Consider the following 21,830-nt stretch of genomic DNA (forward strand, 5'->3'; position numbering starts at 1 on the left):
AAAAAAAGCGACCTTAGGGTCGCTTTTTTTGTGCCTGAATTTCAGGTGTCAGTGTTCTTCTTCCCGCAACGTCAGCACCTCAAACCCTTCCTCAGTCACCGCTACCGTATGCTCCCACTGCGCCGAGAGGGTGTGATCACGCGTAATTACCGTCCAGCCATCCTTCAGCGCTCGGGTGCCACGCCCACCCTGATTGATCATCGGCTCGATGGTAAACACCATTCCCGGCTTTAGCTTCACGCCCATGCCACGCTGGCCGATGTGTAGCACTTCCGGCGCTTCATGCATCTGCTGGCCAATACCGTGCCCGCAATATTCGCGCACCACGCTGTAGCCCGCTGCTTCGGCATGGGCCTGGATGGCATGGCCGATATCGCCCAGCGTGGCCCCGGGGCGCACCTGTTCGATGCCTTTCCACAGCGCATCGTAGGTAGTGTCGACCAGGCGCCGGGCTTCATCGCTGATTTTCCCGATGCAGTACATCTTCGACGAGTCGGCGATGTAGCCGCCTTGCTCCAGGGTGATGTCGACGTTGACGATCGAGCCTTCCTTCAACACTTCATCGACCTTGGGTACGCCGTGGCACACCACATGGTCCACCGAGGTATTCAGCGAATAGGGGAAACCGTACTGGCCCTTGCTCGCCGGCCGGGCCTTGAGTGTGTCGACGATGAACGCCTCGGCGCGGTCGTTGATTTGCATCGTCGTGATGCCGGGGCGGATGAAGCTGTCGAGTTCGGCGAACACTTGGGCCAGCAGTTGGCCGGCGCGGCGCATCAGGTCGAGTTGGGCGGGGGTCTTGAGGATCACTTGGGACATGGGGGGAGGACGGTTGCTCATGCTGGAATGTGCCCCAGCATAGCGCCACGGGGTGTGAGGTTGCCACCGCATGGTGCGTAGCCTGTGACGGCCTCATCGCGGGCAAACCTGCTCCCACAGGGATGTAAATAGGCCAGAGGGCAGTGATATCCCTGTGGGAGCGGGCGTGCCCGCGAAAGGGCCGGTACAGCTGGCCTGTTAATTGCTGGCGTACTCCTCATCCAGGGCCATCAACGTCGACAGCCCACAAAACCTCACGACAAAGGCGCCGTGTTGCCCCTCGCTTGCATCAGCAAGCCGGGGGCAGCCGGCGCCTTTTTGCGTTTCCCACAGGAGCCCGCCCATGGCCAACAGCGCAGTACGCAGCGTTTGCCCCTATTGTGGCGTCGGCTGCGGCATCGTCATGAGCGTTGCCGACGGCAAGGTCAGCAAGGTCAGCGGCGACAAGCAACACCCCAGCAACTTCGGCCGCCTGTGCACCAAGGGCCTCACTGCGCACCTGCCGCTGACCGCCGCCGGGCGCATGGAAGACGCCTATGTACGGCAGCAGCGAAACCAGCAGCCGGCGCGCACCGGTATCGATCAGGCCATCGCCGAAACAGCCGCACGCCTGCGTGGCATCCTCGACCAGCACGGCCCCGATGCCGTCGCGCTGTATGTGTCCGGGCAGATGTCGCTGGAAGCCCAGTACCTGGCCAACAAACTGGCCAAGGGCTTTATCCGCACCCGCCACATCGAGTCCAACTCGCGCTTGTGCATGGCCAGCGCCGGCAGTGGCTACAAGCTGTCGCTTGGTGCCGATGGCCCACCCGGCAGCTACCAGGATTTCGAGCACGCCGACGTATTCCTGGTGATTGGCGCCAACATGGCCGACTGCCACCCGATCCTGTTCCTGCGTTTGCTCGACCGGATCAAGGCCGGTGCGAAGCTGATTGTGGTCGACCCACGGCGCAGCGCCACCGCCGACAAGGCCGACCTGTTCCTGCAGGTACGCCCCGGCAGTGACATGGCCTTGCTCAACGGCCTGCTGCATCTGCTACACCGTAACGGCCACACCAACCCTGGCTTCATCGCCCGCTTCACCGAAGGTTGGGACGAACTGCCAGCCTTCCTCGATGACTACAGCCCTGAGCGGGTGGCCGCCATCACCGGGTTGGCCGAGGCCGACATCATCAAGGCCGCCGAATGGATCGGCGGTGCCAGCAACTGGATGAGCTGCTGGACCATGGGCCTGAACCAGAGCATCCACGGCACCTGGCACACCAATGCGATCTGCAACCTGCACCTGGCCACTGGCGCCATCTGCCGCCCCGGCAGCGGGCCGTTCTCGCTGACCGGTCAGCCCAACGCCATGGGCGGCCGTGAGATGGGCTACATGGGGCCCGGCTTGCCAGGCCAGCGCTCGGCGCTGGTGGAAGCCGACCGTGCCTTTGTCGAACAGCAATGGCACCTGGCACCTGGCAGCCTGCGCTGCGAAGGCGGCGAGGGCACGGTGGCGCTGTTCGAACAGATGAAAGCCGGTGAAGTGAAGGCTTGCTGGATTATCTGCAGCAACCCGGTGGCCAGTGTCGCCAACCGCCAGCAAGTGATCGACGGCCTGCATCAGGCCGAGCTGGTGATTACTCAGGACGCTTTCCTCGACACTGAAACCAATCGCTACGCCGACATTCTGCTACCGGCCGCGCTGTGGGCCGAAGGCGAGGGCGTGATGATCAACAGCGAGCGCAACCTTACCCTGATGCCGCGCGCCGTCGAGCCGCCAGGGCAGAGCCTGCCGGACTGGCAGATCATTGCCCGCGTGGCTTGCGCCATGGGTTATGCCGACGCCTTCGATTACGCCGATGCCGAAGCGGTGTACGAGGAAATCCGTCGCTTCCATAACCCTGCCACCGGGTACGATCTGCGCGGCATCGGTTATGCCGAACTGCGTGGGCAACCGCGCCAGTGGCCTTGCGCGCCTGGCCGTGACAGCGACCGCAGCCCGTTGCGCTACCTGAATGACGGCAGCAGCCAGGTGCTGCTGCACGATGCCCAGGGCCAGCGCCCGGCGTTGGCATTCCCTACCGCCAGTGGCAAAGCCCGTTTCTTCGCCCGGCCTTGGTTGCCGGCACCGGAGTTGCCGAATGACGACTACCCCATGGTGCTGAATACCGGCCGTGTGCAGCACCAGTGGCACACCCTGACCAAGACCGGCAAGGTGCCGGCATTGAACAAGCTGGAGCCCGGCCCTTTCGTCGAAATTCACCCCGAAGATGCCGCCAGGCTGGGCGTTACCGAGAAAGACCAGGTGGCCATTCGTTCGCGCCGTGGCCAGGCCGTGCTACCCGCACGCATCAGCGACCGGGTCATGCCAGGCAACTGCTTCGCACCATTCCACTGGAACGATGTGGCCGGCGAGCAACTGGCAATCAATGCCGTCACCTGCGATGCGGTTGACCCGCTGTCGCTGCAACCCGCGTTCAAACACTGCGCCGTGGCCCTGGAGCGGGTCGCAGGCGAACGCATCGATACCCTTGAACTGAACACTGCCATTGCGGAGTCAGCCCGAATGCCAACTGCCACCCTGTCTCGTCTGCTTGGCCTGGACACCCTGCCAGCCCCGGTGTTGGCAGAAGAAGAGCGCCATTACCTGCAAGGCTTTCTGCTGGGCCTGGACCAAAGCCGTGCCGAAGGCGTACCCAGCCTGCCGGCCAATGCACCGCTGGCCGCCAGCCGTCGGCTGTTCGTCGACGGCTTGCTGGCCGGTCTGTTTGCCCAGCCTGCGGCATTGCCCGCTGCGGCGTTGCCGGCGCCACGGCATCAAGTGCTGTGGGCCTCGCAGACCGGTAACGGCGAACTGTTGGCCGAGCGCTGTGCCCAACGCTTGCGCGGTGCCGGTCTGGAGGTGCAGCTCAGTTGCATGGAGGCCGTCAGCCCGCGCCAGCTACAAGGCGCCGCCAGCGTGCTGCTGATCGCCAGCACCTTTGGCGATGGCGACGCGCCAGACAGCGCCGGGGCATTCTGGCAGGCATTGCAGGGCGAAGAGGGCACCCTCTGCGCCGAGCTCCCCTATGCCGTGCTGGCCTTGGGTGACTCAAGTTACGAGCAGTTCTGCGGTTTTGGCCGCAAACTCGACCAGCGCCTGGCTGAGCTGGGTGGGCGGCGCTTGTTGCAGCGGGTGGACTGCGAGCCCGACTTTGACGAAGCGTTCTGCGGCTGGCTCGAAGCGCTGCTGCCCTTGCTGGGCACTGCTGCCACACCACAACCGGTCAATGAGCCTGCGCCGGTCACGATCTATGGCAAGCAGCAACCCTGGGCCGCCGCCTTGGTGGAAAACCGCCTGCTCAATGGGCCCGGTGCAAGCAAGGAAACCCGGCAACTGGTGTTCGACCTGAGCGGCAGCGGCTTCAGCTATGCACCTGGTGATGCCCTGGGCGTATGGCCGCGCAATTGCCCGACGCTGGTCGATGAATTGCTGGCGCTGACGCAGCTCGATGGCCAGGCCATGGTCGAGTTGAAAGGCCAGCCTGCCATGCCACTGGCCGAAGCCCTGCAAGCGCATCTGGAGATTGCCAAGGTGACCCCGCAACAACTGCAGGCCTTTGCCGGCAGTGCCCCGGACCTGCAGCGCCTGTTACAGCCCGAGTGCAAAGCCGAGCTGCAGGACTGGCTGTGGGGCCGACAGCTGGTCGATGTGCTGCGTGCTTTCCCTCAAAAACTGCCGCTGGCCAGTTGGCTCGACCTGCTCAAACCGTTGCAGCCACGGCTTTACTCGATCAGCTCCAGCCCATTGGCGCATCCGGATCAGGTGCACCTGACCGTTTCCACCGTGCGCTATGGCGAGCGTAAAGGCGTGTGCTCCAGCTTTCTGGCCGACCGTGCCCAGGCGCTGAAAGTGGCCATCTTCCCACAGGTGTCGAAGCACTTCCGGCTGCCCGAGGATGACAGCGTGCCGGTGATCATGGTTGGCCCTGGGACTGGCATTGCACCGTTTCGTGCGTTTCTGGAAGAGCGAGAAGTGCGGGGCGCGAAAGGGGGCAACTGGCTGTTCTTTGGTGAGCAGTATGCGGCGACCGATTTCTATTATCAGGAGCAGTTGCAGGCTTGGCAGGCAAGCGGCCATCTGCGGCTGGATACCGCGTTTTCCCGTGACCAGGCCGAGAAAATCTATGTGCAGCAGCGCATGCTCGAACAGGGCGCGCAGCTGTGGCAATGGTTGGAGGCGGGGGCGTACTTCTACGTGTGTGGTGATGCCCAGCGCATGGCCAAGGATGTAGATGCGGCGTTGCGTGAAATCATTGCCGAGCATGGTGGCGTGGATGCGGATACCTACATGGAGGCCTTGAGCAAGGCCAAGCGGTATCGGCGGGATGTTTACTGAAGTGCTCCAGGATGGGGAGCGTTGCACCTTGAATGTGCATTGCCTGTGGCGGCCGCTTCGCGAGTAAACCCACCCCACAGGTAAGGTGCAAGTCTGCAGACCTGTGGAGATCCCTGTGGCAGCAGGCTTGCCCGCGAAGAGGCCGGTACAGGTAACGCAATTGGCACACTCCCTGCTTTACCCAAGCTACAACAAAGCCCACTGATCAACGGCGATCAACCCGGGCCACCTACCGTGATGAATACAGGCAAAGGCGCCTGGAGCTTCGGCTCCAGGCGCTTTTTTTTTGATCGAGGATCGGCTTATGAAGGCAACAGCGAGCAGCGGGCAACGAGAGCGACTGGTCATCGTCGGCAATGGCATGGTCGGCCACCATTGCGTCGAGCAACTGGTCAGCCGCGGCGCCCACGAGCGCTTCGAACTGCATGTGTTCGGCGAAGAGCGCCAACGCGCCTACGACCGCGTACACCTGTCCGAATACTTCGGCGGCAGCTGTGCCGAAACCCTGGCCCTGTGCGAGCCCGATTTCTACACCGCCAACGGCGTGCACCTGCACCTTGGCGAATGCGTGCTGGAAATCGACCGCGAGCGCTGCGAAGTGGTTACCGCCGAAGGCCGGTACAGCTACGACCAACTGGTGCTGGCCACCGGTTCGTACCCCTTTGTACCGCCGATCGAAGGCTCCAGCGGCAACGCCCGCCTGGTCTACCGCACCCTCGACGACCTCGATGGCATCCGGGCCGCCGCCGCCAGTGCCCGTCGTGGCGCGGTGGTTGGTGGTGGCCTGCTTGGCCTGGAAGCCGCCAACGCGCTCAAATCGTTGGGCCTGGAAGCCCACGTGGTTGAGTTCGCCCCACGCTTGATGCCGGTGCAACTGGACGGCGAGGGCGGTGCCGCGCTCAAGGCACAGATCGAAGCGCTGGGCGTGGGCGTACACCTGTCCCGCGCCACCCAGTCGATCAGCGACGGTGAAGCCTATCGCTACCGCATGAACTTCGAGGGCGGTGAGCACCTGGAAACCGACCTGATCGTGTTCTCTGCCGGTATTCGTCCGCAGGATGCCCTGGGCCGTGCCAGTGGGCTGGACATCGCCGCGCGTGGCGGGGTAGTGATCGACAACCACTGCCGCAGCAGTGACCCACGTATCTTTGCCATCGGCGAGTGCGCATCGTGGAACGGCAGCGTGTTCGGCCTGGTCGCCCCGGGCTACAGCATGGCGCGCAACCTGGCCGCGTTGCTGATGGGCGAAGCGGCGGTCGCGTTCACCGGTGCCGACATGTCGACCAAGCTCAAACTGCTGGGCGTGGATGTCGGCTCGATCGGCGATGCCCACGGCGCCACGCCAGGGGCACGCAGCTACCGCTTCATCGACGAAGCCAACAGTGCCTACCGCCGGCTGGTGGTGGATGCCACCGGCAAGCACGTGCTGGGCGCGGTGTTGGTGGGTGACAACAGCTACTACGACACCCTGCTGCAATACGCCCAGAACGGCATCGCCCTGCCGGCCGACCCGGCCGCGCTGATTCTGCCGCAAGGCGGTGGCGCGCCGGCCTTGGGCGCCGATGCACTGCCGGACAGCGCGACCATTTGCTCCTGCCACAACGTCAGCAAGGGGGCGGTGTGCGCCGCCATCGACAGCGGTTGCAGCGACCTTGCCGCAGTCAAGGGGTGCACCAAGGCTGCCACGGGCTGCGGGGGGTGTGCAGCCTTGCTCAAACAGGTGTTCGAGCATGAACTGACGGCCCGTGGCGTCGCGGTGGACAAGAGCCTGTGCGAGCACTTTGCCTACACCCGGCAGGAGCTGTACGGGCTGGTGCGGGTGGAGGGCATCCGCACCTTCAGCGAACTGCTCGAACGCCATGGCAAGGGCCATGTGGGTTGCGACATCTGCAAGCCGGCAGTGGGCAACATCCTCGCTTCGTGCTGGAACCAGCCGATCATGGACCCGGCGCTGGTGCCACTGCAGGACACCAACGACACCTTCATGGCCAACATGCAGAAGAACGGCACCTACTCGGTAGTGCCACGTATCCCTGGCGGTGAAATCACCCCTGACAAGCTCATCGTCATCGGCCAGGTGGCCAAGAAGTACGACCTGTACACCAAGATCACCGGCGGCCAGCGCATCGACCTGTTCGGCGCCCAGCTGCACGAACTGCCGCTGATCTGGGGGGAGCTGATCGAGGCCGGCTTCGAAACCGGCCACGCCTATGGCAAGTCGACCCGCACGGTGAAGTCGTGCGTCGGCAGCACCTGGTGCCGCTACGGTGTGCAGGACAGTGTCGGCATGGCCCTGCGCCTGGAAGACCGCTACAAGGGGTTGCGCAGCCCGCACAAGCTCAAGTTCGCGGTATCGGGCTGCACCCGCGAATGCGCCGAGGCACAAAGCAAGGACATCGGCGTGATCGCCACCGACAAAGGCTGGAACCTGTACGTGTGCGGCAACGGCGGCATGCGCCCACGGCATGCCGAGCTGTTCGCCACCGACCTGGACGACGAAACCCTCGTACGGCTGATCGACCGCGTGCTGATGTTCTACATCCGCACGGCCGACAAGCTGCAGCGCACTTCGGTGTGGCGCGAGAACCTGGAGGGCGGGCTGGATTACCTGAAACAGGTGATCATCGATGACAGCCTGGGCCTGGCCGGCGAGCTTGAAGCGCAGATGCAGCATGTGGTGGACCAGTACGAATGCGAATGGGCCAACGCCCTCAATGACCCGGAAAAGCTCAAGCGCTTCCGCACCTTCGTCAACGACCGGCGCGCCGATCCGGATGTGCATTTCGTGCGTGAACGCGAACAACGCCGGCCCGCTGCGCCGCTGCACCTGATCCCCACTGTCGAGGAGGCTGTCTGATGAACCTGTCCAATGCTGTTGTGCAAACCCGGGAGAACTGGCAAGCGGTGTGCCACGCGCAAGACCTGGTAGCCGACTCCGGGGTGGTGGTATGGCTCGACGGGGCCCAAGTGGCGCTGTTTTACCTGCCGGGGCAGGCCCAGCCGCTGTACGCGGTGGACAACCGCGACCCGCGTTCCGGCGCCAATATCATTGGCCGTGGGCTGGTGGGCAGTGTGCAGGGCGAGCTGGTGGTGGCGGCGCCGCTGTACAAACAGCATTTCAGCCTACAGAGCGGGGTGTGCCTGGAAGATGCCGGGCAACGCTTGCGGGTGTGGCCGGTGCGCTTGAACGGTGAGGCTGTGGAACTGGCCGTGGTTTGAAGATTTTTTATGCTTAGGGGGTGTTCGCCGTCGGGTTTGCAGCGCCTGGGAGATCCAGCGCCGCCCGCGCGGCGCTCGATCTGCGCCCCACCACAAATCCCAAGACAGCCACTACACGGGCAATACGGTAAGCTTGAGGCCATGAACCTCGACACCCGCATCAAATACCGCCACCTGCTGTGCTTTCTGGAGATTGCCCGGCAGGGCAGCCTGGCCAGGGCTGCCGACGTGCTCGCCATCAGCCAGCCGGCCATTTCCAAAACCCTCAAGGAACTTGAAGACCTGCTGGAAACGCGCCTGTTTGCGCGCAGCCGACAGGGTGTCGAACTGACCCCCGCCGGCACGCGCTTCATGCGTTATGCCGGGCCCAGTGTGCAGGCCCTGCGCGATGGCGTCAGCAGCCTGCGTGGTGAGGCGCGGGCGCCGTCGCAGGTGCGCATTGGCGTGCTGTCGACGGTCGAGGGCCTGCTTATGCCCGAAGTGCTGTGCCGCCTGCACCAGCGCCATGAAGCGCTGGTGATCAGTGTGGTCACCGGGGTCAGCGCGCAGCTGCTTGGCCAACTGCGGCTGGGCGAGCTGGAACTGGTGGTCGGGCGCATGACCGACAGCCCGCAGATCCAGGGCCTGTCGTTCGAGCACCTGTACAGCGAGTCGATGAGCCTGGTGGTACGCCCGGGCCATCCGCTGCTGGCCGGCACACCCGTCGAGCGGGCCCAGGTGGGGCGTTATCCGCTGGTGTTGCCGCCAGCGGGGACCACCATCCGCCAGCATGCCGACAGCCTGTTCGTGCAATGCGGCATCCAGATGCCGGCACAGCGTCTGGAAACCCTATCGCTGGCGTTGAGCCGGCGCTACCTGCTGGGCAGCGATGGGCTGTGGGTCGCGCCACGCGATGCGGTGTTGCTCGACCTGCGCCGTGGCGAGCTGGTCGAGCTAGACCTGGGCGTGCGCGAACCGGGTGGCTCGGTGGGCATTTGTCGCAATGCCGCCTTGCCGCAGAGCCTGCCGGGGCAGTGGGTGTGCGAGGTGCTGCGTGAGGTGGCGGGGCAGTACCGCGACGGTAACTACCCCTGAGTGTCTTTTAACCCAATGCCAAGGCGAGCACTGCAGCAGCCACCTGATTTTGCGCTGTGATATTTACCTCGCCACAAACCAGCAGGCGTTTACTGGCGGGAACGAAGGCGATCGATGAATCGCCATCCATGTAAAAGCCAGGGTTCGGTGCGATAGCGCCAAACGAACCATGCCCCCAAGGCGAAACGAACGTGGTGTCGAGTGTGCCATCGGCCTGGTAGCGGACCGCCCGGTTATGGTTATAGAAGCTGCCTACCCCGACCAGGCGCCCTTCGTGCTCAATCATGTGGTGCCACATCCCGGCGTTGGCGTTGAAGCGTACAGGTGCCCCCTTGTTGAATGCTTGGTCGGGCGCTCCGTTGCTGGTCAACCGGATAATCTCTGGCTGCATGCTTTCATCCGCGAGCATATGCCCTCCGCATAGGGTGACAAGTGACGACACATTGCTGCAAGACAGGCCCCGATAGAGGGTGGCGTTTTCTGATTTGAAATGGCCACCTTCGCCAAAGGAAGTGTCCAGTTGGCCTCTACTGTCTATGGCGCTCAAGACCGAAAACAGGTCGTCGCCTTCGCCTCTCAAACTCAGCAATAGAATGCGATCGCTTCCATCAGCATGCTTTGTAGTGATAAGGCTGATTATGCCGGCACCGTACCCAGGTAATTGCGATTCAAGGTCTAGCACCCCCCCATTACCGAAACTCGGCTTCAGGGCGCCGTCAGCTGACAGGCAGACGAGGACGTTCTTGAATTCGGGCGTGTGGCAAGCAATGACGTAGCCATCAGAGAGTGTGGCGGCGAAGCGAAAATGCAGCCGCTCGGTGGTCAGTTGGTCGCTATCGACAAATCCAGTGCTGGCGAAATTCTTGTCTAGCTCTCCTGTGTTCTTGAATTTCCAGAGCCGTTCGGCGGCGTCGGACACTTCACCTAAGCAAAGCAGGTTGCCCTCGTGATCTTCCATAAGGCTGTAGGGAGTGAACGATTTGTCCTTGTCCACGAGCGATCCAAAGTCGACAGTGAAGCTGTCATCTCGCTTGCCGTCGCTATCCATCAGCCAGACGGCGCTGTTGAACACCTGGGTTTCTTTATTTGATTGAAGTGCGCACGCATAGTAGCGATCTTGTCGAACGTGGCTTTTCAGGATGTCAGTGCACACGCCAGTTGATTTAGTCTCCTGTTCCAGCAGGTAGGCGTAGCCGTCTTTACCGAAGCTCTGGTCTACAGGGGCACCACTAAGTGCTTTCAACGAGTTGCGCTCAGGCGTGGATTGTTGAAGAAGAGATGAAATGGTTGGTCGTGTCATTGGGGTTAACCTCTGGCTGGTCACGATCTGTGACTACCCGCACTATTGAAAGCGCAGGCCCTCATCCGATCTACTGGCATAAATGACAGGTCTCTTGCCCCCGGGAATGGAGGGCAGTGCGACAAAAAATTGCGACAAACCCCAGGCGGTTTCTGCGTCAAGCGTCAATACTGGCCAGTGGCTGCAGTGTCTTGCATGAATAACCCTTTAACTACTGAACTTCCTTACCAAAACCCGCTCCTATGCCGGTAGCCATTGGTCATGGCCGCCTGCTAAGCTCGCGGCTTTACCCTGATTGCCCTTATGGCGCATGAACAAGGAAATAGCATGAAACAGCATCGTTTGGCGGCTGCGGTTGCCCTGGTAGGCTTGGTACTGGCTGGCTGCGACCAACAAGCTAGCAGCCCCGAGCTGAAGACTCCGGCAGAGAAAGCCTCCTACGGTATCGGCCTGAACATGGGCAAGAGCCTGGCTCAGGAAGGCATGGAAGACCTTGATTCGAAAGCAGTTGCACTCGGTATCGAAGACGCCGTTGGCAAGAAAGAACAGCGCATCAAGGATGAAGAGCTGGTAGAAGCCTTCACCGCGCTGCAGAAGCGCGCCGAAGAGCGCCTGGCCAAGGCCAGCGAAGAAGCGGCCTCTGCTGGCAAGAAATTCCTCGAAGAAAACGCCAAGAAACCAGGCGTGGTTACTACCGCCTCGGGCCTGCAGTACGAAGTGGTCAAGAAGGCCGATGGCCCGCAGCCCAAGCCTACTGACGTGGTTACCGTCCACTACGAAGGCAAGCTGATCGATGGCAAGGTGTTCGACAGCTCCGTCGAGCGCGGCAGCCCGATCGACCTGCCAGTCAGCGGCGTGATCCCGGGTTGGGTCGAAGGCCTGCAACTGATGCACGTTGGCGAGAAGTACAAGCTGTTCATCCCGGCTGAACTGGCCTACGGTGCACAAAGCCCAAGCCCGCTGATCCCGGCCAACTCGGTACTGGTGTTCGATCTGGAACTGATCGCCATCAAGGACCCGGCCCAGCTGCAAGGCGCCGAGCCGGAAGCTGAGGCCCCGGCCGAAGCCCCTGCAGAAGCGCCCGCTGAAGCACCCGCCAAGTAACACTGGCAGGTTCTTGCAAAACGCCCCGTCCTGACGGGGCGTTTTCGTTTACGACGATTGGACGAACCTGTAACAGCTGATACTGTCCGAGGAAATGCAGCTTGTTGCTGTAGGATGTTTCTGGCGCAAATCGTTTGCGGCCAGCTACCCACGTATTGAAACGGCTGTGTAAAAAACGCCCGATCTGACCGGGGCCCTTGCCTGGCAGGCACCCGGGGTCAGAAACGTGGCCCTGTTCACAAGGTTATCCACAATAAATGTGGATAACCTGCTCTGCGTGGAGGCTCCATGAGCGCACCTTGGAATTTCGCCCGTTTCCTGCCCTTGGCCGAGCGCTTGCTCAGCCGTGGCCGGTTGCCGGCCCTGCTGTTCGCCGTGGCTCGCAAAGGCCCGCGCATCGGCCAATTGCGTGAGGACTTGAAACTGCTTCAGTCGCTGTGCCTGGCATGGTGGCGCGGCGAATACCGTGCCATCAGCCCCAAGGCCCTGGTCACCATCGTGGCCGGCCTGCTGTATTTCGTCAGCCCTATCGATGCCATCCCCGACTGGCTGCTGGGCGTGGGCTTGCTCGATGACATTGCAGTGCTGGGCTGGGTACTGAAGACCGTGGCTGATGAACTGGCGCGCTTCCGGGCCTGGCGCGACAGCCAGGCACCCGAGCGGCTGCGTGTGGTCGAGCGCCTGCCCGCAAGCCCCGAAGCGCTGCGCCTGGAGCGCAATACGCAGTGAAAACCGCCTGAACTGCACCTCAACCGGACAGACCCCGGAGTTGGTAATATAATTGGCATAAGGGTTATGCCTACGGATTACATGCTGTAATCCTTTTTAAAGGGGTTTGTAATGGGTATTCAGGTCATCAGCCGGGACGGTCAGCCCGAGTACGCCGTGGTTCCCTGGGAGCAGTACCAGGCGCTGCTCAAGGCTGCAGGGCAGGCACCTGCCGAGGCAGTTGTCAGCGAACAGGCCGCCGCCGTTGCGCCGTTGCCGGCGTTCAGTGAAGTTGCACAGATTCGCCAGGCCAAGGGCATCGCCCCTGAGCAGCTGGCGCGCAATGTCGGGGTAAGCCCGGCCTACCTGGCCATGATCGAATCGGGCGAACGCCAGCCGGATGCAGCCATCCGCCGCGCCTTGGCCTGGCATCTGGGGGTCGCTGGCTGGAGCGAGCCGTCATGAGCCAGGTCAGGATCAGCCGTCAGCACTGGGACAACCTGCTGGGCGAGCTTGACCTGGCCCGCCGTCAACGTCACTTGCTGACCTACCGAGCGCTGATCGAGCGCTTGCAACTGCCCAGCCCGGCCATGCAGACGCTGACCGCCGCGCTGGAATACCTGGCGGTGCTGGATGCCCGTGCCGAGCAGCCGCTGCGCAGTTCGCTGGTGATCAGCCAAGGCGCCAGCCGCTTGCCGCGTACCGGTTTTTTTGAATGTGTCGAACGGCTAGGGCGGTTTGCCGGGCCGGTGGATGGCATGGAGGCGGCGTCGTGGCATGCTTCCGAGGTGGTTCGGGTGTTCGAGTACAGCTACCCCGAAACCGCCTGATTGATTGCCGGCGATAGGGCCAGAACAGGCAAAGAATGTCTGTGGATCAAACCACAAGGCCTGTCATCGGCATCAACCACCTCCAATACATCCAGGTGCTGATGCCGCCCAAACAGCGCCAGCAACTGCCCGATGGTGGCATTCAACCGCACTGTCGGCTGCTCGGCCTGCGGCATACTCGTCAGCACCGGTAGCTCGCGCACCCCCAAGTCCTGCGGCCGCCCCAGCAGGTACCCCTGCACCAGGTCCACCCCCATCTCCCTAAGCACCACCAGTTCCTCTGCCAGCTCGATCCCTTCGGCAATCACCTGCGCCTTCGAGGCCCGGGCAATCTGCAGGATCGAGCCAACGAACTCGCGCTTGAGCGGGTCGCGGTGGATGCCGTCGATGAAGTGCCGGTCGATCTTCACGTACTCAGGGCGCAGCTCCGACCACAGCCGCAGGCTGGAATAGCCCGCCCCCAGGTCGTCGATGGCAATCGAAAAGCCCATGTCGCGGTAGTGGTGCAGGGCATTGGACAAGAGCTGGAAGTCGTCGGTGGGGGTGTGCTCGGTCAGCTCGATCACTACCCTGCTGGGCGGCAGGCCGACCTGCTCCAGCAGTTTCAGGGTCAGGCCGGACGGGTAGTGTGGCTCCAGCAGCGATTCTGGCGAGATGTTGAGAAACAACTTGCCCTGCAATTGCTGCTCGCTGAAGCGACGGCAGGCGCTTTCCCGGCAGACGGCTTCCAGTTCGGTCAGGCGGCCAGCCTGGCGGGCGATGGTAAACAGGTTCAACGGCGCGTGCAGCGGGCTGTTGGACGGACCACGGCTCAGTGCTTCATGGCCGAACACCCGCTGTTCGCTCAGGCACATGATCGGCTGCAACAGGCTGTGAATACTGCGTTGAGCCAGGATGGCACTCAAGGCACTGAGCTGTTCGGCAACGGTCATGACGTATTCCTGAAAATGAAAGGGCCGGGCATCTGCATGCCCGGCCCCCATATTTCACGACAGCGCGATGACTGTTTGATGACAGGTCACATTATTCTGCCATCATCGTTGCAGCGCCTTACTTCTTGGCCACCTTGGTGCTTGCACTGAGGTAGTCGATCAGGATGCGACCGGTTTCCGACAGGTAGGCGTCGTCTTCCGGCTTGGTGTTTTCATCCTCGGTCGGCAGCGCGTCCTCGTCTTCTTTCTTCAGCTCTTTGAGCGGCTCTTCACCCTTGGCCTTGCGGCGGATGTTTTCCAGGGCCAGTTGTTTGGCCTCGATGTCATCGTGGCGCGCACGGCGCTCCTGCTCGTTGAGGCTGACGGTTTTTTCATTCATCAGCTTCTGGGTCAGGGCCAGGCGGTCGCGGATGTAGGTGAACTCGGCATCCTGGTCGCTACGCGCTTCATGCTGCGCCTTGAGCTGGGCCAGGAACGGCTTGAACGGGTCGGCAGCAGGCTTGACCACCGGGCGGATGGTGTCCCATGGCATAGCCTCGGGCAGGGCGCTCTCGCCGATTTCCTTGGTGTCGATGATCGACGGGTAGTCGATGTCCGGCAGCACGCCCTGGTGCTGGGTGCTCTGCCCGGAAACCCGGTAGAACTTGGCCAGGGTCAGCTTCAGCTCGCCATGGTTGAGCGGCTGGATGGTCTGCACGGTGCCTTTGCCGAAGGTCTGGCCGCCGATGATCAGCGCGCGGTGGTAGTCCTGCATGGCACCGGCGAAAATCTCCGAAGCCGAGGCCGACAGGCGGTTCACCAGCAACGCCAGCGGGCCTTTGTAGAAGGCGCCCGGGTTTTCGTCTTCCAGCACGTCGACGCGGCCGTCGCTGTTGCGCACCAGCACAGTCGGGCCTTTTTCGATGAACAGGCTGGTCAGCTCGGTGGCTTCCTGCAGCGAGCCGCCACCGTTGTTGCGCAGGTCGATGACCACGCCGTCGACTTTCTCTTTCTGCAGTTCGGTGAGCAGCTTTTTCACGTCACGCGTGGTGCTCTTGTACTCAGGGTCACCGGCGCGGTAGGCCTTGAAGTCCAGGTAGAAGGCCGGGATCTCGATGATGCCCAGCTTGTAGTCACGCCCGTCCTGCTTCAGCTTGAGCACCGACTTCTTGGCTGCCTGCTCTTCAAGCTTCACCGCTTCACGGGTGATCGACACGATCTTGCTGGTCTGGTCGCTAGGTGCATTGCTGGCTGGGATGATCTCCAGGCGCACCACCGAGCCTTTCGGGCCGCGGATCAGCTTGACCACTTCGTCCAGGCGCCAGCCGACCACGTCGACCATTTCCTTGTTGCCCTGGGCCACGCCGATGATCTTGTCGGCCGGGGCCACCTGCTTGGTCTTGGCTGCCGGGCCTGCCGGTACCAGGCGCACGATCTTGACCTGGTCGTTGTCGCTTTGCAGCACCGCACCGATGCCTTCGAGCGACAGGCTCATGTTGATGTCGAAGTTTTCGGCGTTGTCCGGCGACAGGTAGTTGGTGTGCGGGTCGTAGGACTGGGCGAAGGTGTTGATGTAGGCCTGGAAGATATCCTCGGCACGGGTCTGGTCCAGGCGCGCCAGCTGGTTCTTGTAGCGCTTGGTCAGGGTTTCCTGGATCTGCTTGGGTTCCTTGCCGGCGATCTTCTGGCGCAGCACTTCGTCTTTCACACGTTTGCGCCACAGGTCGTCGAGCTCGGCCTGGTCCTTCATCCACGGTGCGTCCTTGCGGTCGATCAGCAAGGTTTCCTTGGTGGTGAAGTCGATCTTGTCCACGCCTTTATTCAGCTCGGCCAGGGCGAAGTCCAGGCGTTGCTTGACGCGGTCGAGGTAGCGTTTGTAGATCGTGAAGCCCGGGTCCAGGTTACCGCTCTTGAGGAAATCGTCGAATTGCGTTTTCCACTTGTCGAACTCGGCAATGTCGGCGGCGGTGAAGTAGCTGCGCGCCGGGTCCAGCAGCTTGATGTAGCTGTCGTAGATGATGACCGAACGGGCATCGTCCAGCGGTGGCTTGCTGTAGTGGTGGCGCTTGAGCAATTCCACCACGTTGAGGCTGGCGACGATCTCGTCGCGGTCCGGCTGCAGGCTGTCCCATTTGTTGGCGGCCGCCGCATTGCCGCCGAGCGTGAGGCTGCCAAGGCCGATCATGACGGCGAGGGCGGTGCTTGGTAGGAAATGCTTCATGCTGATTCGACGTGGAGGCAATTGATCACGCATAGTAGGCCGTCTTTTCCGTTGCCGGTTCCATGGAGCCGGGCAAATACTGCAAAAAGCCTGAGGTAAGCAACCCCAGGCCCAGTCATGATTCAACTATGGAGGCACTGTGAAGGCATTGCAAGGCGTTGACGGACATGTGGAGTGGGTCGAGGCCGAACGCCCGGCCTGTGACGCGGGCCAAGTGCGCATTCGCGTGGCTGCTGCGGGCCTGAACCGCGCCGATCTGCTGCAGATGAAAGGTTTGTACCCGCCACCGCCAGGTGCCAGCCCGTACATGGGCCTGGAGTGTGCCGGGGTGGTTGAGGAAGTGGGCGCCGGTGCCGACTGGCGCGTGGGCGACCGTGTGTGCGCGCTGTTGGCCAGTGGCGCCATGGCCGAGGAAGTGGTGGTCGATGCGCGTCACGTGCTGCCCGTGCCCGAGGGCCTGAGCCTGCATGAAGCCGCGGCGTTGCCAGAGGTGTATGCCACCGCCTGGTTGAATATCTTCCAGCTCGGTGCCGTCAAGGCTGGCGAGAAAGTGCTGGTGCATGCCGGCGCCAGTGGCGTTGGCTCTGCCGCCATCCAGCTGTGCAAGGCGTTTGGCAGTCCGGTGTGGGTCAGTGTCGGTTCGCAGGACCGCCTGGCTTATTGCGAAGCGCTGGGCGCGACAGGGGGCGTGGTACGTAACGAAAACCTGGATGCACTGGAAGGCTTTGGCCCGTTCGACGTGATTCTCGACCCGGTGGGCGCGAGCTACGGTGAGCTCAACCTCAAGCTGCTGGCCCGCGACGGGCGCTGGGTGATCATCGGGCTGATGGGGGGGCGCAAGTTCGAGCTGGACCTGGCGCTGGTGCTGGGCAAGCGCCTGGAGATTACCGGCTCCACGCTGCGCAACCGCGATGACGGCTTCAAGGCCGAGTTGCTGCGCGAACTGCAACAGCAGGTGTGGCCGCTGTTTGCCGAAGGGCGCCTGTCGCCGCAACTGGTTGATACCTACCCGGTGGAGTTTGCCCAGGCGGCGTATGCGGAGCTTGAGAGCAACCAGGTCTCGGGCAAGTTGGTGATGGTCATAGATCCGAGCATGGCTTGATATTGCCGGGGCTGCAAAGCAGCCCCCATGGCCCTCAAGTCCAGCTCAGAATCGGCCAGCGATTGGTCTGGGCATGCTCCCGCAACACCGCATCCGGGTTCACCACATGCGGATGGTCCACCTTCAGCAGCAATGGCAAATCATTGCGTGAATCGGAATAGAAACTCGCCCCCTCGAGGTTCTCCTGTTCCTGATCCAGCCACTCCAGCAGCCGCGTAATCTTGCCTTCGCGATACGTCAGCACCCCATGGGTCTTGCCGGTATACACCCCGTTCACCGCCTCCAGCTCGATCGCCAGGTATTCGTCCACCCCCAGGCGAGCCGCAATCGGCCCGACCAGGTGCGTACCCGAAGCGGAAATGATCAGGATGCGGTCCCCGCGCTTGCGGTGTTCGGCAATGCAGCGGCAGGCGTCGCCATAGATGATCGGCTCGATCACCTCTTCAACCCACGGCTCAACCAGGTGCTCGACTTCTTCCAGGGTACGCCCGGCCATCGGCTCCAGGCTGAAGGCCATGTAGTCCTCCATCTGCAGGTGGCCCTTGCCGTAGGCTTCCATCAGTTCACGGTCGCGGCGCAGGAAGTCCTTGCCGTCGACCCAGCCCAGCCGGGCCATCTGCTCGCTCCACAGCGATGCGCAGTCGCCGTGGATCAGGGTTTCGTCCAGATCGAAAATTGCCAGTGCCATTGTGTTGAATCTCCTTAGGCCACTTCCCGCAGCGCCGTGGGGTCGATCGACAAGCTTACCCGTTTTCCATCTGCGTGCAGGTCGGCCGGCGAGCGGTTGAGCACGTCGACCACCAGCTCCACGTCGCGCACTTGCACGCGGTAGCGGATCACATTGCCCAGCAAGCTGTGGCTGCGTACCTGGGCGTCCAGTTCGCCGTGTATGCCCAGTGTGATCGACTCCGGGCGGATCGCCAGGCGGCTGGCCACCGGGCGTTGCAGCAGGCGGCTGGCGCTGTCGGCATCGAGCAGGTTGTAGTTGCCGATAAAACCGGCGGCAAACAGGTCCACCGGCGCGGTATAGAGGGTTTCGGCATCACCGCTCTGGACGATGCGCCCCTGGTTCATCAGGAAGATGCGGTCGGACATCGTCAGCGCTTCTTCCTGGTCGTGAGTGACGAAGATGGTGGTCAGCCCCAGCTCGCGCTGGATGGCCCGGATCTGCTCACGCAGGTGCTTGCGAATACGTGCATCCAGTGCCGACAGCGGCTCGTCGAGCAGCAGCAGGCGAGGGCGCGTGACCAACGAACGGGCTAGGGCCACGCGCTGGCATTGGCCGCCAGACAACTGGTGCGGGTAACGCCCGGCAAAGCTGCCCAGCTCCACCAGGTCCAGCGCCTCGCGCACCCGTACCTGGCTTTCGTCGGCCTTGACCTTTTGCATGCGCAGGCCAAAGGCCACGTTCTGCTCCACGGTCATGTTGGGGAACAGCGCATAGCTCTGGAACACCATGCCGATGCCGCGCTTTTGCGGGCTCACGGGCACGATGTCGTGGCCGTCGAGCAGGATCTGCCCGCTGTCCACCGGGGTCAGCCCGGCGATGCAGCGCAGCAAGGTGGACTTGCCGCAACCGGATGGGCCCAGCAGGGTGACGAACTCGCCGCGTTCGATGTGGCAGTCGATGTTCTCGAACACCGGGCTGCCGGCGTAGCTTTTTTGCAGTTTCTGTACGCTGACGAAGCTCATGTCAGGTCTTGTCCTTGTTCAGGCGGTTGGCGACCCAGGTCAGTACCAGCACAAAGGCGAAGTAGGAGATCACCAGCGCGCTGTTGAAATGGCCGCTGCTGTTGCGCATGTTGTTCAGGTACACCTGCAGGGTCTCGTAACGGGTGCCGACCAGCAGGTTGGCGAACACGAACTCGCCAAACAGGAACGAAAACGACAGCAGCAACGCCACCATCAGGCCCTTGCGCAGGTTCGGCAGCACCACCAGCAGCGCGGCCTGCCAGGTGCTGGCGCCCAGCAGTTGGGCAGCGTCCATCAGGTCGCGCAGGTTGATGGCTTGCAGGTTGTTGGTGATGGCCCGGTACATGAACGGCAGGGCGATGGTGAAGTAGCAGCCGATCAGGATCCACGGCGTGCCGACCATGGTCATCGGCCCGCTGCCGTACAGCTGCAGCAGCCCCACCGACGACACTACCGGTGGCACCGCGAAGGGCAGCAGGATGAGAATGTTCATCAGCGCGTCCAGCCTGGGAAAGTGGTAATGCACCACGAACAGCAGCGGCAGAATCAGCACCACCGACAGCAGCAGTGCGCCCACGCACACCAGCAACGACTGGCCGAAAGCGGCCAGGAAGCGTGGCTCGCTCCACAGCGCCGCATACCATTTCAGGGTCAGGCCGCTGGGCAGCAGGCTGGCAGACCAGCTGGTGGCCAGCGAGTAGAGCAGGGTGCCGGCCAGTGGCAGTAGCAGGATCAGGAACAGCAGGTAGACCACGGCGCGGTGGTACCAGCCGCCGGAACGGGCGTCAGCGCGCATGGTAGCTCCTCTTCAACAGCCATTGGTGTACCACCGTGACCAGCGTCATCAGCCCCACCAGCACCATGGCCAGGGCGCTGGCCAGGTTGGGGTCGAGGCTGATGTCGCCGGCCACCAGGCCGGCGATACGGATCGGCAGTACGTTGAAATTGCCGGTGGTCAACGCGTACACGGTGGCATAGGCCCCCAGGGCGTTGGCCAGCAGGATGACGAAGGTGCCCAGCAGTGCCGGGGTGAGTACTGGCAGGCCGATGTGCCGCCAGTATTGCCAGTGGCTGGCGCCCAGCAGCGCGGCCGACTCGCGCCAGTCTTCACGCAGGGCGTCGAAGGCGGGGTACAGCAGCAACACACCCAGCGGGATCTGGAAGTAGGTGTACACCAGGATCAGCCCGCTTTTGGAATAGATGCTGAAGTCTTCCAGCAGGCCGACCTGCTTCAGCAGCAGGGTCAGTGCGCCATTGAAACCGAGCAGGATGATGAAGGCGAACGCCAGCGGCACCCCGGCAAAGTTGCTGGTCATGTTGGCGAAGGCGCTGACGAAGTCGCGCAGTTTCGAGTCCACCTGGCGCAGCGAGTAGGCGCCGAGGGTGGCGATGACGATGCCGAACAGGCTCGACCAGAAGCTGATCTCCAGGCTGCGTTGCAGGGCTTGCAGGTAGAACTTCGAGCTGAAGACCTTGCTGAAGTTTTCGACGCCCCAGCCGGCTTCCGATTGCACGCTGTTGATCGCCACCCAGACCAGCGGGGCGACCTGGAAGATGACGAAGAACACGGCGAACGGCAGCAGGCAGAGCAGGGCCAGATAGCGGCCACGGTTCACTTGAGCAACTCCCGGCACACCGTTTTGTCGTGCGCGGCACCCAGCAGTTCACAGATGGTCCCGCACAGCTCGGTCTGCAGCGGCTTGGCCGCCGAGTCCAGGCTGAAGGCGTCGCCAAAGACGAACAGCGGCACTTCGCGCTCTTCGGTCAGCAGCCCATTGTGCGAGCGGTCATTGTTCATGCCGTGGTCGGCGGTGACCAGCACCTGGTAACCCTCTTCCAGCCAGCCTGGCAGGTAGTCGGCCAGCAGGATGTCGGCACTGCGTGCGGCGTTGCGGTACTGGCTGCTGTCCAGGCCGTGGCGGTGGCCGACGTCGTCGATGCTCATCGGGTGCATCAACAGGAAGTTGGGGGCGTGGCGGCGGCGCAGGTACTCACCGTCGGCCAGCAGGTGCGAATCGGGGTAGCGGTCGTCCCAGTAGAACAACCCATGCTGGATCGGCAGTTTCGGCGCGTGGGTGTGGCGGTCGCGCTGCGGGTCGAAGGGTGAGCGGTTATACAGCTCGCTCATCCAGTGATAGGCCGCTGCTGCGGTGCCCAGGTTGGCCTCGCGGGCGTAGTGGAACACACTGCGCTGGTTGGACAGGCGGTTGACGTTGTTGTGCACGATGCCGCTTTCGATGGGGGGCACGCCGGTGAGGATGCACTCGTACAGCGGCCGCGACAGCGACGGCAGTTCGCATTCCACGCGGTACAGCGCGGCGCGGTCGGCCTCGACGTAGGCGTGCAAGTGGCCCATGGCATGGTGGGCGACCTGGTAGTTGAGACCGTCCAGCAGGACCAGGATGACGTTGTGTTGCATGGTGGCTCCAGTCATAAACCGCGTTGGCTTCTTCGCGGATTTACCCGCGAAGAAGCCGGATCAGGCACTAC

General features: G+C 62.7%; 18 protein-coding genes. 9 read left to right on the forward strand and 9 right to left on the reverse strand.

The window, feature by feature from the left end; translation table 11 throughout:
- Positions 1–48 precede the first annotated feature (48 nt).
- Positions 49–840, reverse strand: a complete 792-nt coding sequence (map, locus tag PM2_RS09595; protein ID WP_373446712.1) for a type I methionyl aminopeptidase — start codon at positions 838–840, stop codon at positions 49–51.
- A 322-nt stretch (positions 841–1,162) separates the two neighbouring features.
- Here map and PM2_RS09600 point away from each other — a divergent pair, with 322 nt between their 5' ends.
- The 4 genes from PM2_RS09600 (at position 1,163) to pcaQ (ending at position 9,472) form a co-directional block, all read left to right on the forward strand.
- The gene (locus PM2_RS09600) at positions 1,163–5,179 is read left to right on the forward strand and encodes a bifunctional nitrate reductase/sulfite reductase flavoprotein subunit alpha (RefSeq protein WP_028698688.1); all 4,017 of its coding nucleotides are present in this window, start codon (positions 1,163–1,165) and stop codon (positions 5,177–5,179) included.
- Between the two features lie 304 nt (positions 5,180–5,483).
- Complete coding sequence (nirB, locus tag PM2_RS09605) at positions 5,484–8,036, forward strand: nitrite reductase large subunit NirB (protein WP_028698687.1); 2,553 nt, start codon at positions 5,484–5,486, stop codon at positions 8,034–8,036.
- Positions 8,036–8,398, forward strand: coding sequence for a nitrite reductase small subunit NirD (gene nirD, locus PM2_RS09610; RefSeq protein WP_028698686.1), 363 nt, complete (start codon positions 8,036–8,038; stop codon positions 8,396–8,398). Before nirB ends, nirD begins: the two co-directional genes overlap by 1 nt.
- Before the next feature lie 141 nt (positions 8,399–8,539).
- Complete coding sequence (gene pcaQ, locus PM2_RS09615; RefSeq protein ID WP_016715508.1) at positions 8,540–9,472, forward strand: pca operon transcription factor PcaQ; 933 nt, start codon at positions 8,540–8,542, stop codon at positions 9,470–9,472.
- A 7-nt stretch (positions 9,473–9,479) separates the two neighbouring features.
- Here pcaQ and PM2_RS09620 read toward each other — a convergent pair whose 3' ends face one another.
- Positions 9,480–10,772, reverse strand: a complete 1,293-nt coding sequence (locus tag PM2_RS09620; RefSeq protein WP_219857576.1) for a delta-60 repeat domain-containing protein — start codon at positions 10,770–10,772, stop codon at positions 9,480–9,482.
- Positions 10,773–11,099: 327 nt separating this feature from the next.
- Between PM2_RS09620 and bamJ the strand changes: the two genes are divergently transcribed.
- The 4 genes from bamJ (at position 11,100) to PM2_RS09640 (ending at position 13,414) form a co-directional block, all read left to right on the forward strand.
- Positions 11,100–11,876, forward strand: a complete 777-nt coding sequence (gene bamJ / locus PM2_RS09625) for a BamJ family beta-barrel-assembly machinery protein (protein WP_019097094.1) — start codon at positions 11,100–11,102, stop codon at positions 11,874–11,876.
- A gap of 288 nt (positions 11,877–12,164) precedes the next feature.
- The gene (locus tag PM2_RS09630; protein ID WP_028698684.1) at positions 12,165–12,605 is read left to right on the forward strand and encodes a YkvA family protein; all 441 of its coding nucleotides are present in this window, start codon (positions 12,165–12,167) and stop codon (positions 12,603–12,605) included.
- Positions 12,606–12,716: 111 nt separating this feature from the next.
- Positions 12,717–13,049 carry a helix-turn-helix domain-containing protein gene (locus PM2_RS09635; RefSeq protein WP_016715512.1) on the forward strand — a complete coding sequence of 111 codons (333 nt, stop codon included), beginning with the start codon at positions 12,717–12,719 and terminating at the stop codon, positions 13,047–13,049.
- The gene (locus PM2_RS09640; protein ID WP_016501064.1) at positions 13,046–13,414 is read left to right on the forward strand and encodes a hypothetical protein; all 369 of its coding nucleotides are present in this window, start codon (positions 13,046–13,048) and stop codon (positions 13,412–13,414) included. The genes PM2_RS09635 and PM2_RS09640 overlap by 4 nt, the downstream gene beginning before the upstream one ends.
- Here the strand turns inward: PM2_RS09640 and PM2_RS09645 are convergent.
- Both PM2_RS09645 and PM2_RS09650 read right to left on the reverse strand, forming a co-directional pair.
- The gene (locus PM2_RS09645) at positions 13,396–14,346 is read right to left on the reverse strand and encodes an EAL domain-containing protein (protein ID WP_016715513.1); all 951 of its coding nucleotides are present in this window, start codon (positions 14,344–14,346) and stop codon (positions 13,396–13,398) included. The two genes, PM2_RS09640 and PM2_RS09645, sit on opposite strands and share 19 nt — an antisense overlap.
- A 118-nt stretch (positions 14,347–14,464) precedes the next feature.
- On the reverse strand, positions 14,465–16,546 hold the full coding sequence (locus tag PM2_RS09650) for a carboxy terminal-processing peptidase (RefSeq protein ID WP_016715514.1): 2,082 nt from the start codon (positions 16,544–16,546) through the stop codon (positions 14,465–14,467).
- A gap of 139 nt (positions 16,547–16,685) precedes the next feature.
- Between PM2_RS09650 and PM2_RS09655 the strand changes: the two genes are divergently transcribed.
- Entirely contained in the window at positions 16,686–17,648 is a 963-nt protein-coding gene (locus PM2_RS09655) for an NAD(P)H-quinone oxidoreductase (protein WP_016715515.1), read from the forward strand.
- 34 nt (positions 17,649–17,682) lie between these two features.
- Here the strand turns inward: PM2_RS09655 and PM2_RS09660 are convergent, their stop codons facing one another.
- Genes PM2_RS09660 through PM2_RS09680 form a run of 5 tightly spaced genes read right to left on the reverse strand, consistent with a single transcriptional unit; the run spans position 17,683 to position 21,759 of the window.
- Positions 17,683–18,336 (reverse strand): HAD family hydrolase, encoded by a 654-nt coding sequence (locus PM2_RS09660; RefSeq protein WP_019097097.1) that lies wholly within the window; start codon positions 18,334–18,336, stop codon positions 17,683–17,685.
- Between the two features lie 14 nt (positions 18,337–18,350).
- Entirely contained in the window at positions 18,351–19,340 is a 990-nt protein-coding gene (locus PM2_RS09665; protein ID WP_016715517.1) for an ABC transporter ATP-binding protein, read from the reverse strand.
- Between the two features lies 1 nt (position 19,341).
- Positions 19,342–20,136, reverse strand: coding sequence for an ABC transporter permease (locus tag PM2_RS09670; RefSeq protein WP_016715518.1), 795 nt, complete (start codon positions 20,134–20,136; stop codon positions 19,342–19,344).
- Positions 20,126–20,956: an ABC transporter permease gene (locus PM2_RS09675; RefSeq protein ID WP_016715519.1), complete on the reverse strand. Its 831-nt coding sequence runs from the start codon at positions 20,954–20,956 to the stop codon at positions 20,126–20,128. The genes PM2_RS09670 and PM2_RS09675 overlap by 11 nt, the downstream gene beginning before the upstream one ends.
- Positions 20,953–21,759: an alkaline phosphatase family protein gene (locus tag PM2_RS09680; RefSeq protein WP_016715520.1), complete on the reverse strand. Its 807-nt coding sequence runs from the start codon at positions 21,757–21,759 to the stop codon at positions 20,953–20,955. The genes PM2_RS09675 and PM2_RS09680 overlap by 4 nt, the downstream gene beginning before the upstream one ends.
- Positions 21,760–21,830: the final 71 nt, after the last annotated feature.

It is taken from the genome of Pseudomonas monteilii NBRC 103158 = DSM 14164 (genome assembly GCF_000730605.1).
GTDB lineage: Bacteria > Pseudomonadota > Gammaproteobacteria > Pseudomonadales > Pseudomonadaceae > Aquipseudomonas > Aquipseudomonas monteilii.

Coding starts and splice junctions, on each gene's coding strand:
- PM2_RS09680 (WP_016715520.1), bottom strand. CDS start 21,759: ATGCAACACAACGTCATCCTGGTCCTGCTGGACGGTCTCAACTACCAG.
- PM2_RS09650 (WP_016715514.1), bottom strand. CDS start 16,546: ATGAAGCATTTCCTACCAAGCACCGCCCTCGCCGTCATGATCGGCCTT.
- PM2_RS09665 (WP_016715517.1), bottom strand. CDS start 19,340: ATGAGCTTCGTCAGCGTACAGAAACTGCAAAAAAGCTACGCCGGCAGC.
- map (WP_373446712.1), bottom strand. CDS start 840: ATGAGCAACCGTCCTCCCCCCATGTCCCAAGTGATCCTCAAGACCCCC.
- PM2_RS09620 (WP_219857576.1), bottom strand. CDS start 10,772: ATGACACGACCAACCATTTCATCTCTTCTTCAACAATCCACGCCTGAG.
- PM2_RS09600 (WP_028698688.1), top strand. CDS start 1,163: ATGGCCAACAGCGCAGTACGCAGCGTTTGCCCCTATTGTGGCGTCGGC.
- bamJ (WP_019097094.1), top strand. CDS start 11,100: ATGAAACAGCATCGTTTGGCGGCTGCGGTTGCCCTGGTAGGCTTGGTA.
- PM2_RS09635 (WP_016715512.1), top strand. CDS start 12,717: ATGGGTATTCAGGTCATCAGCCGGGACGGTCAGCCCGAGTACGCCGTG.
- nirD (WP_028698686.1), top strand. CDS start 8,036: ATGAACCTGTCCAATGCTGTTGTGCAAACCCGGGAGAACTGGCAAGCG.
- PM2_RS09645 (WP_016715513.1), bottom strand. CDS start 14,346: ATGACCGTTGCCGAACAGCTCAGTGCCTTGAGTGCCATCCTGGCTCAA.
- nirB (WP_028698687.1), top strand. CDS start 5,484: ATGAAGGCAACAGCGAGCAGCGGGCAACGAGAGCGACTGGTCATCGTC.
- PM2_RS09670 (WP_016715518.1), bottom strand. CDS start 20,136: ATGCGCGCTGACGCCCGTTCCGGCGGCTGGTACCACCGCGCCGTGGTC.
- pcaQ (WP_016715508.1), top strand. CDS start 8,540: ATGAACCTCGACACCCGCATCAAATACCGCCACCTGCTGTGCTTTCTG.
- PM2_RS09630 (WP_028698684.1), top strand. CDS start 12,165: ATGAGCGCACCTTGGAATTTCGCCCGTTTCCTGCCCTTGGCCGAGCGC.
- PM2_RS09640 (WP_016501064.1), top strand. CDS start 13,046: ATGAGCCAGGTCAGGATCAGCCGTCAGCACTGGGACAACCTGCTGGGC.
- PM2_RS09660 (WP_019097097.1), bottom strand. CDS start 18,336: ATGGCACTGGCAATTTTCGATCTGGACGAAACCCTGATCCACGGCGAC.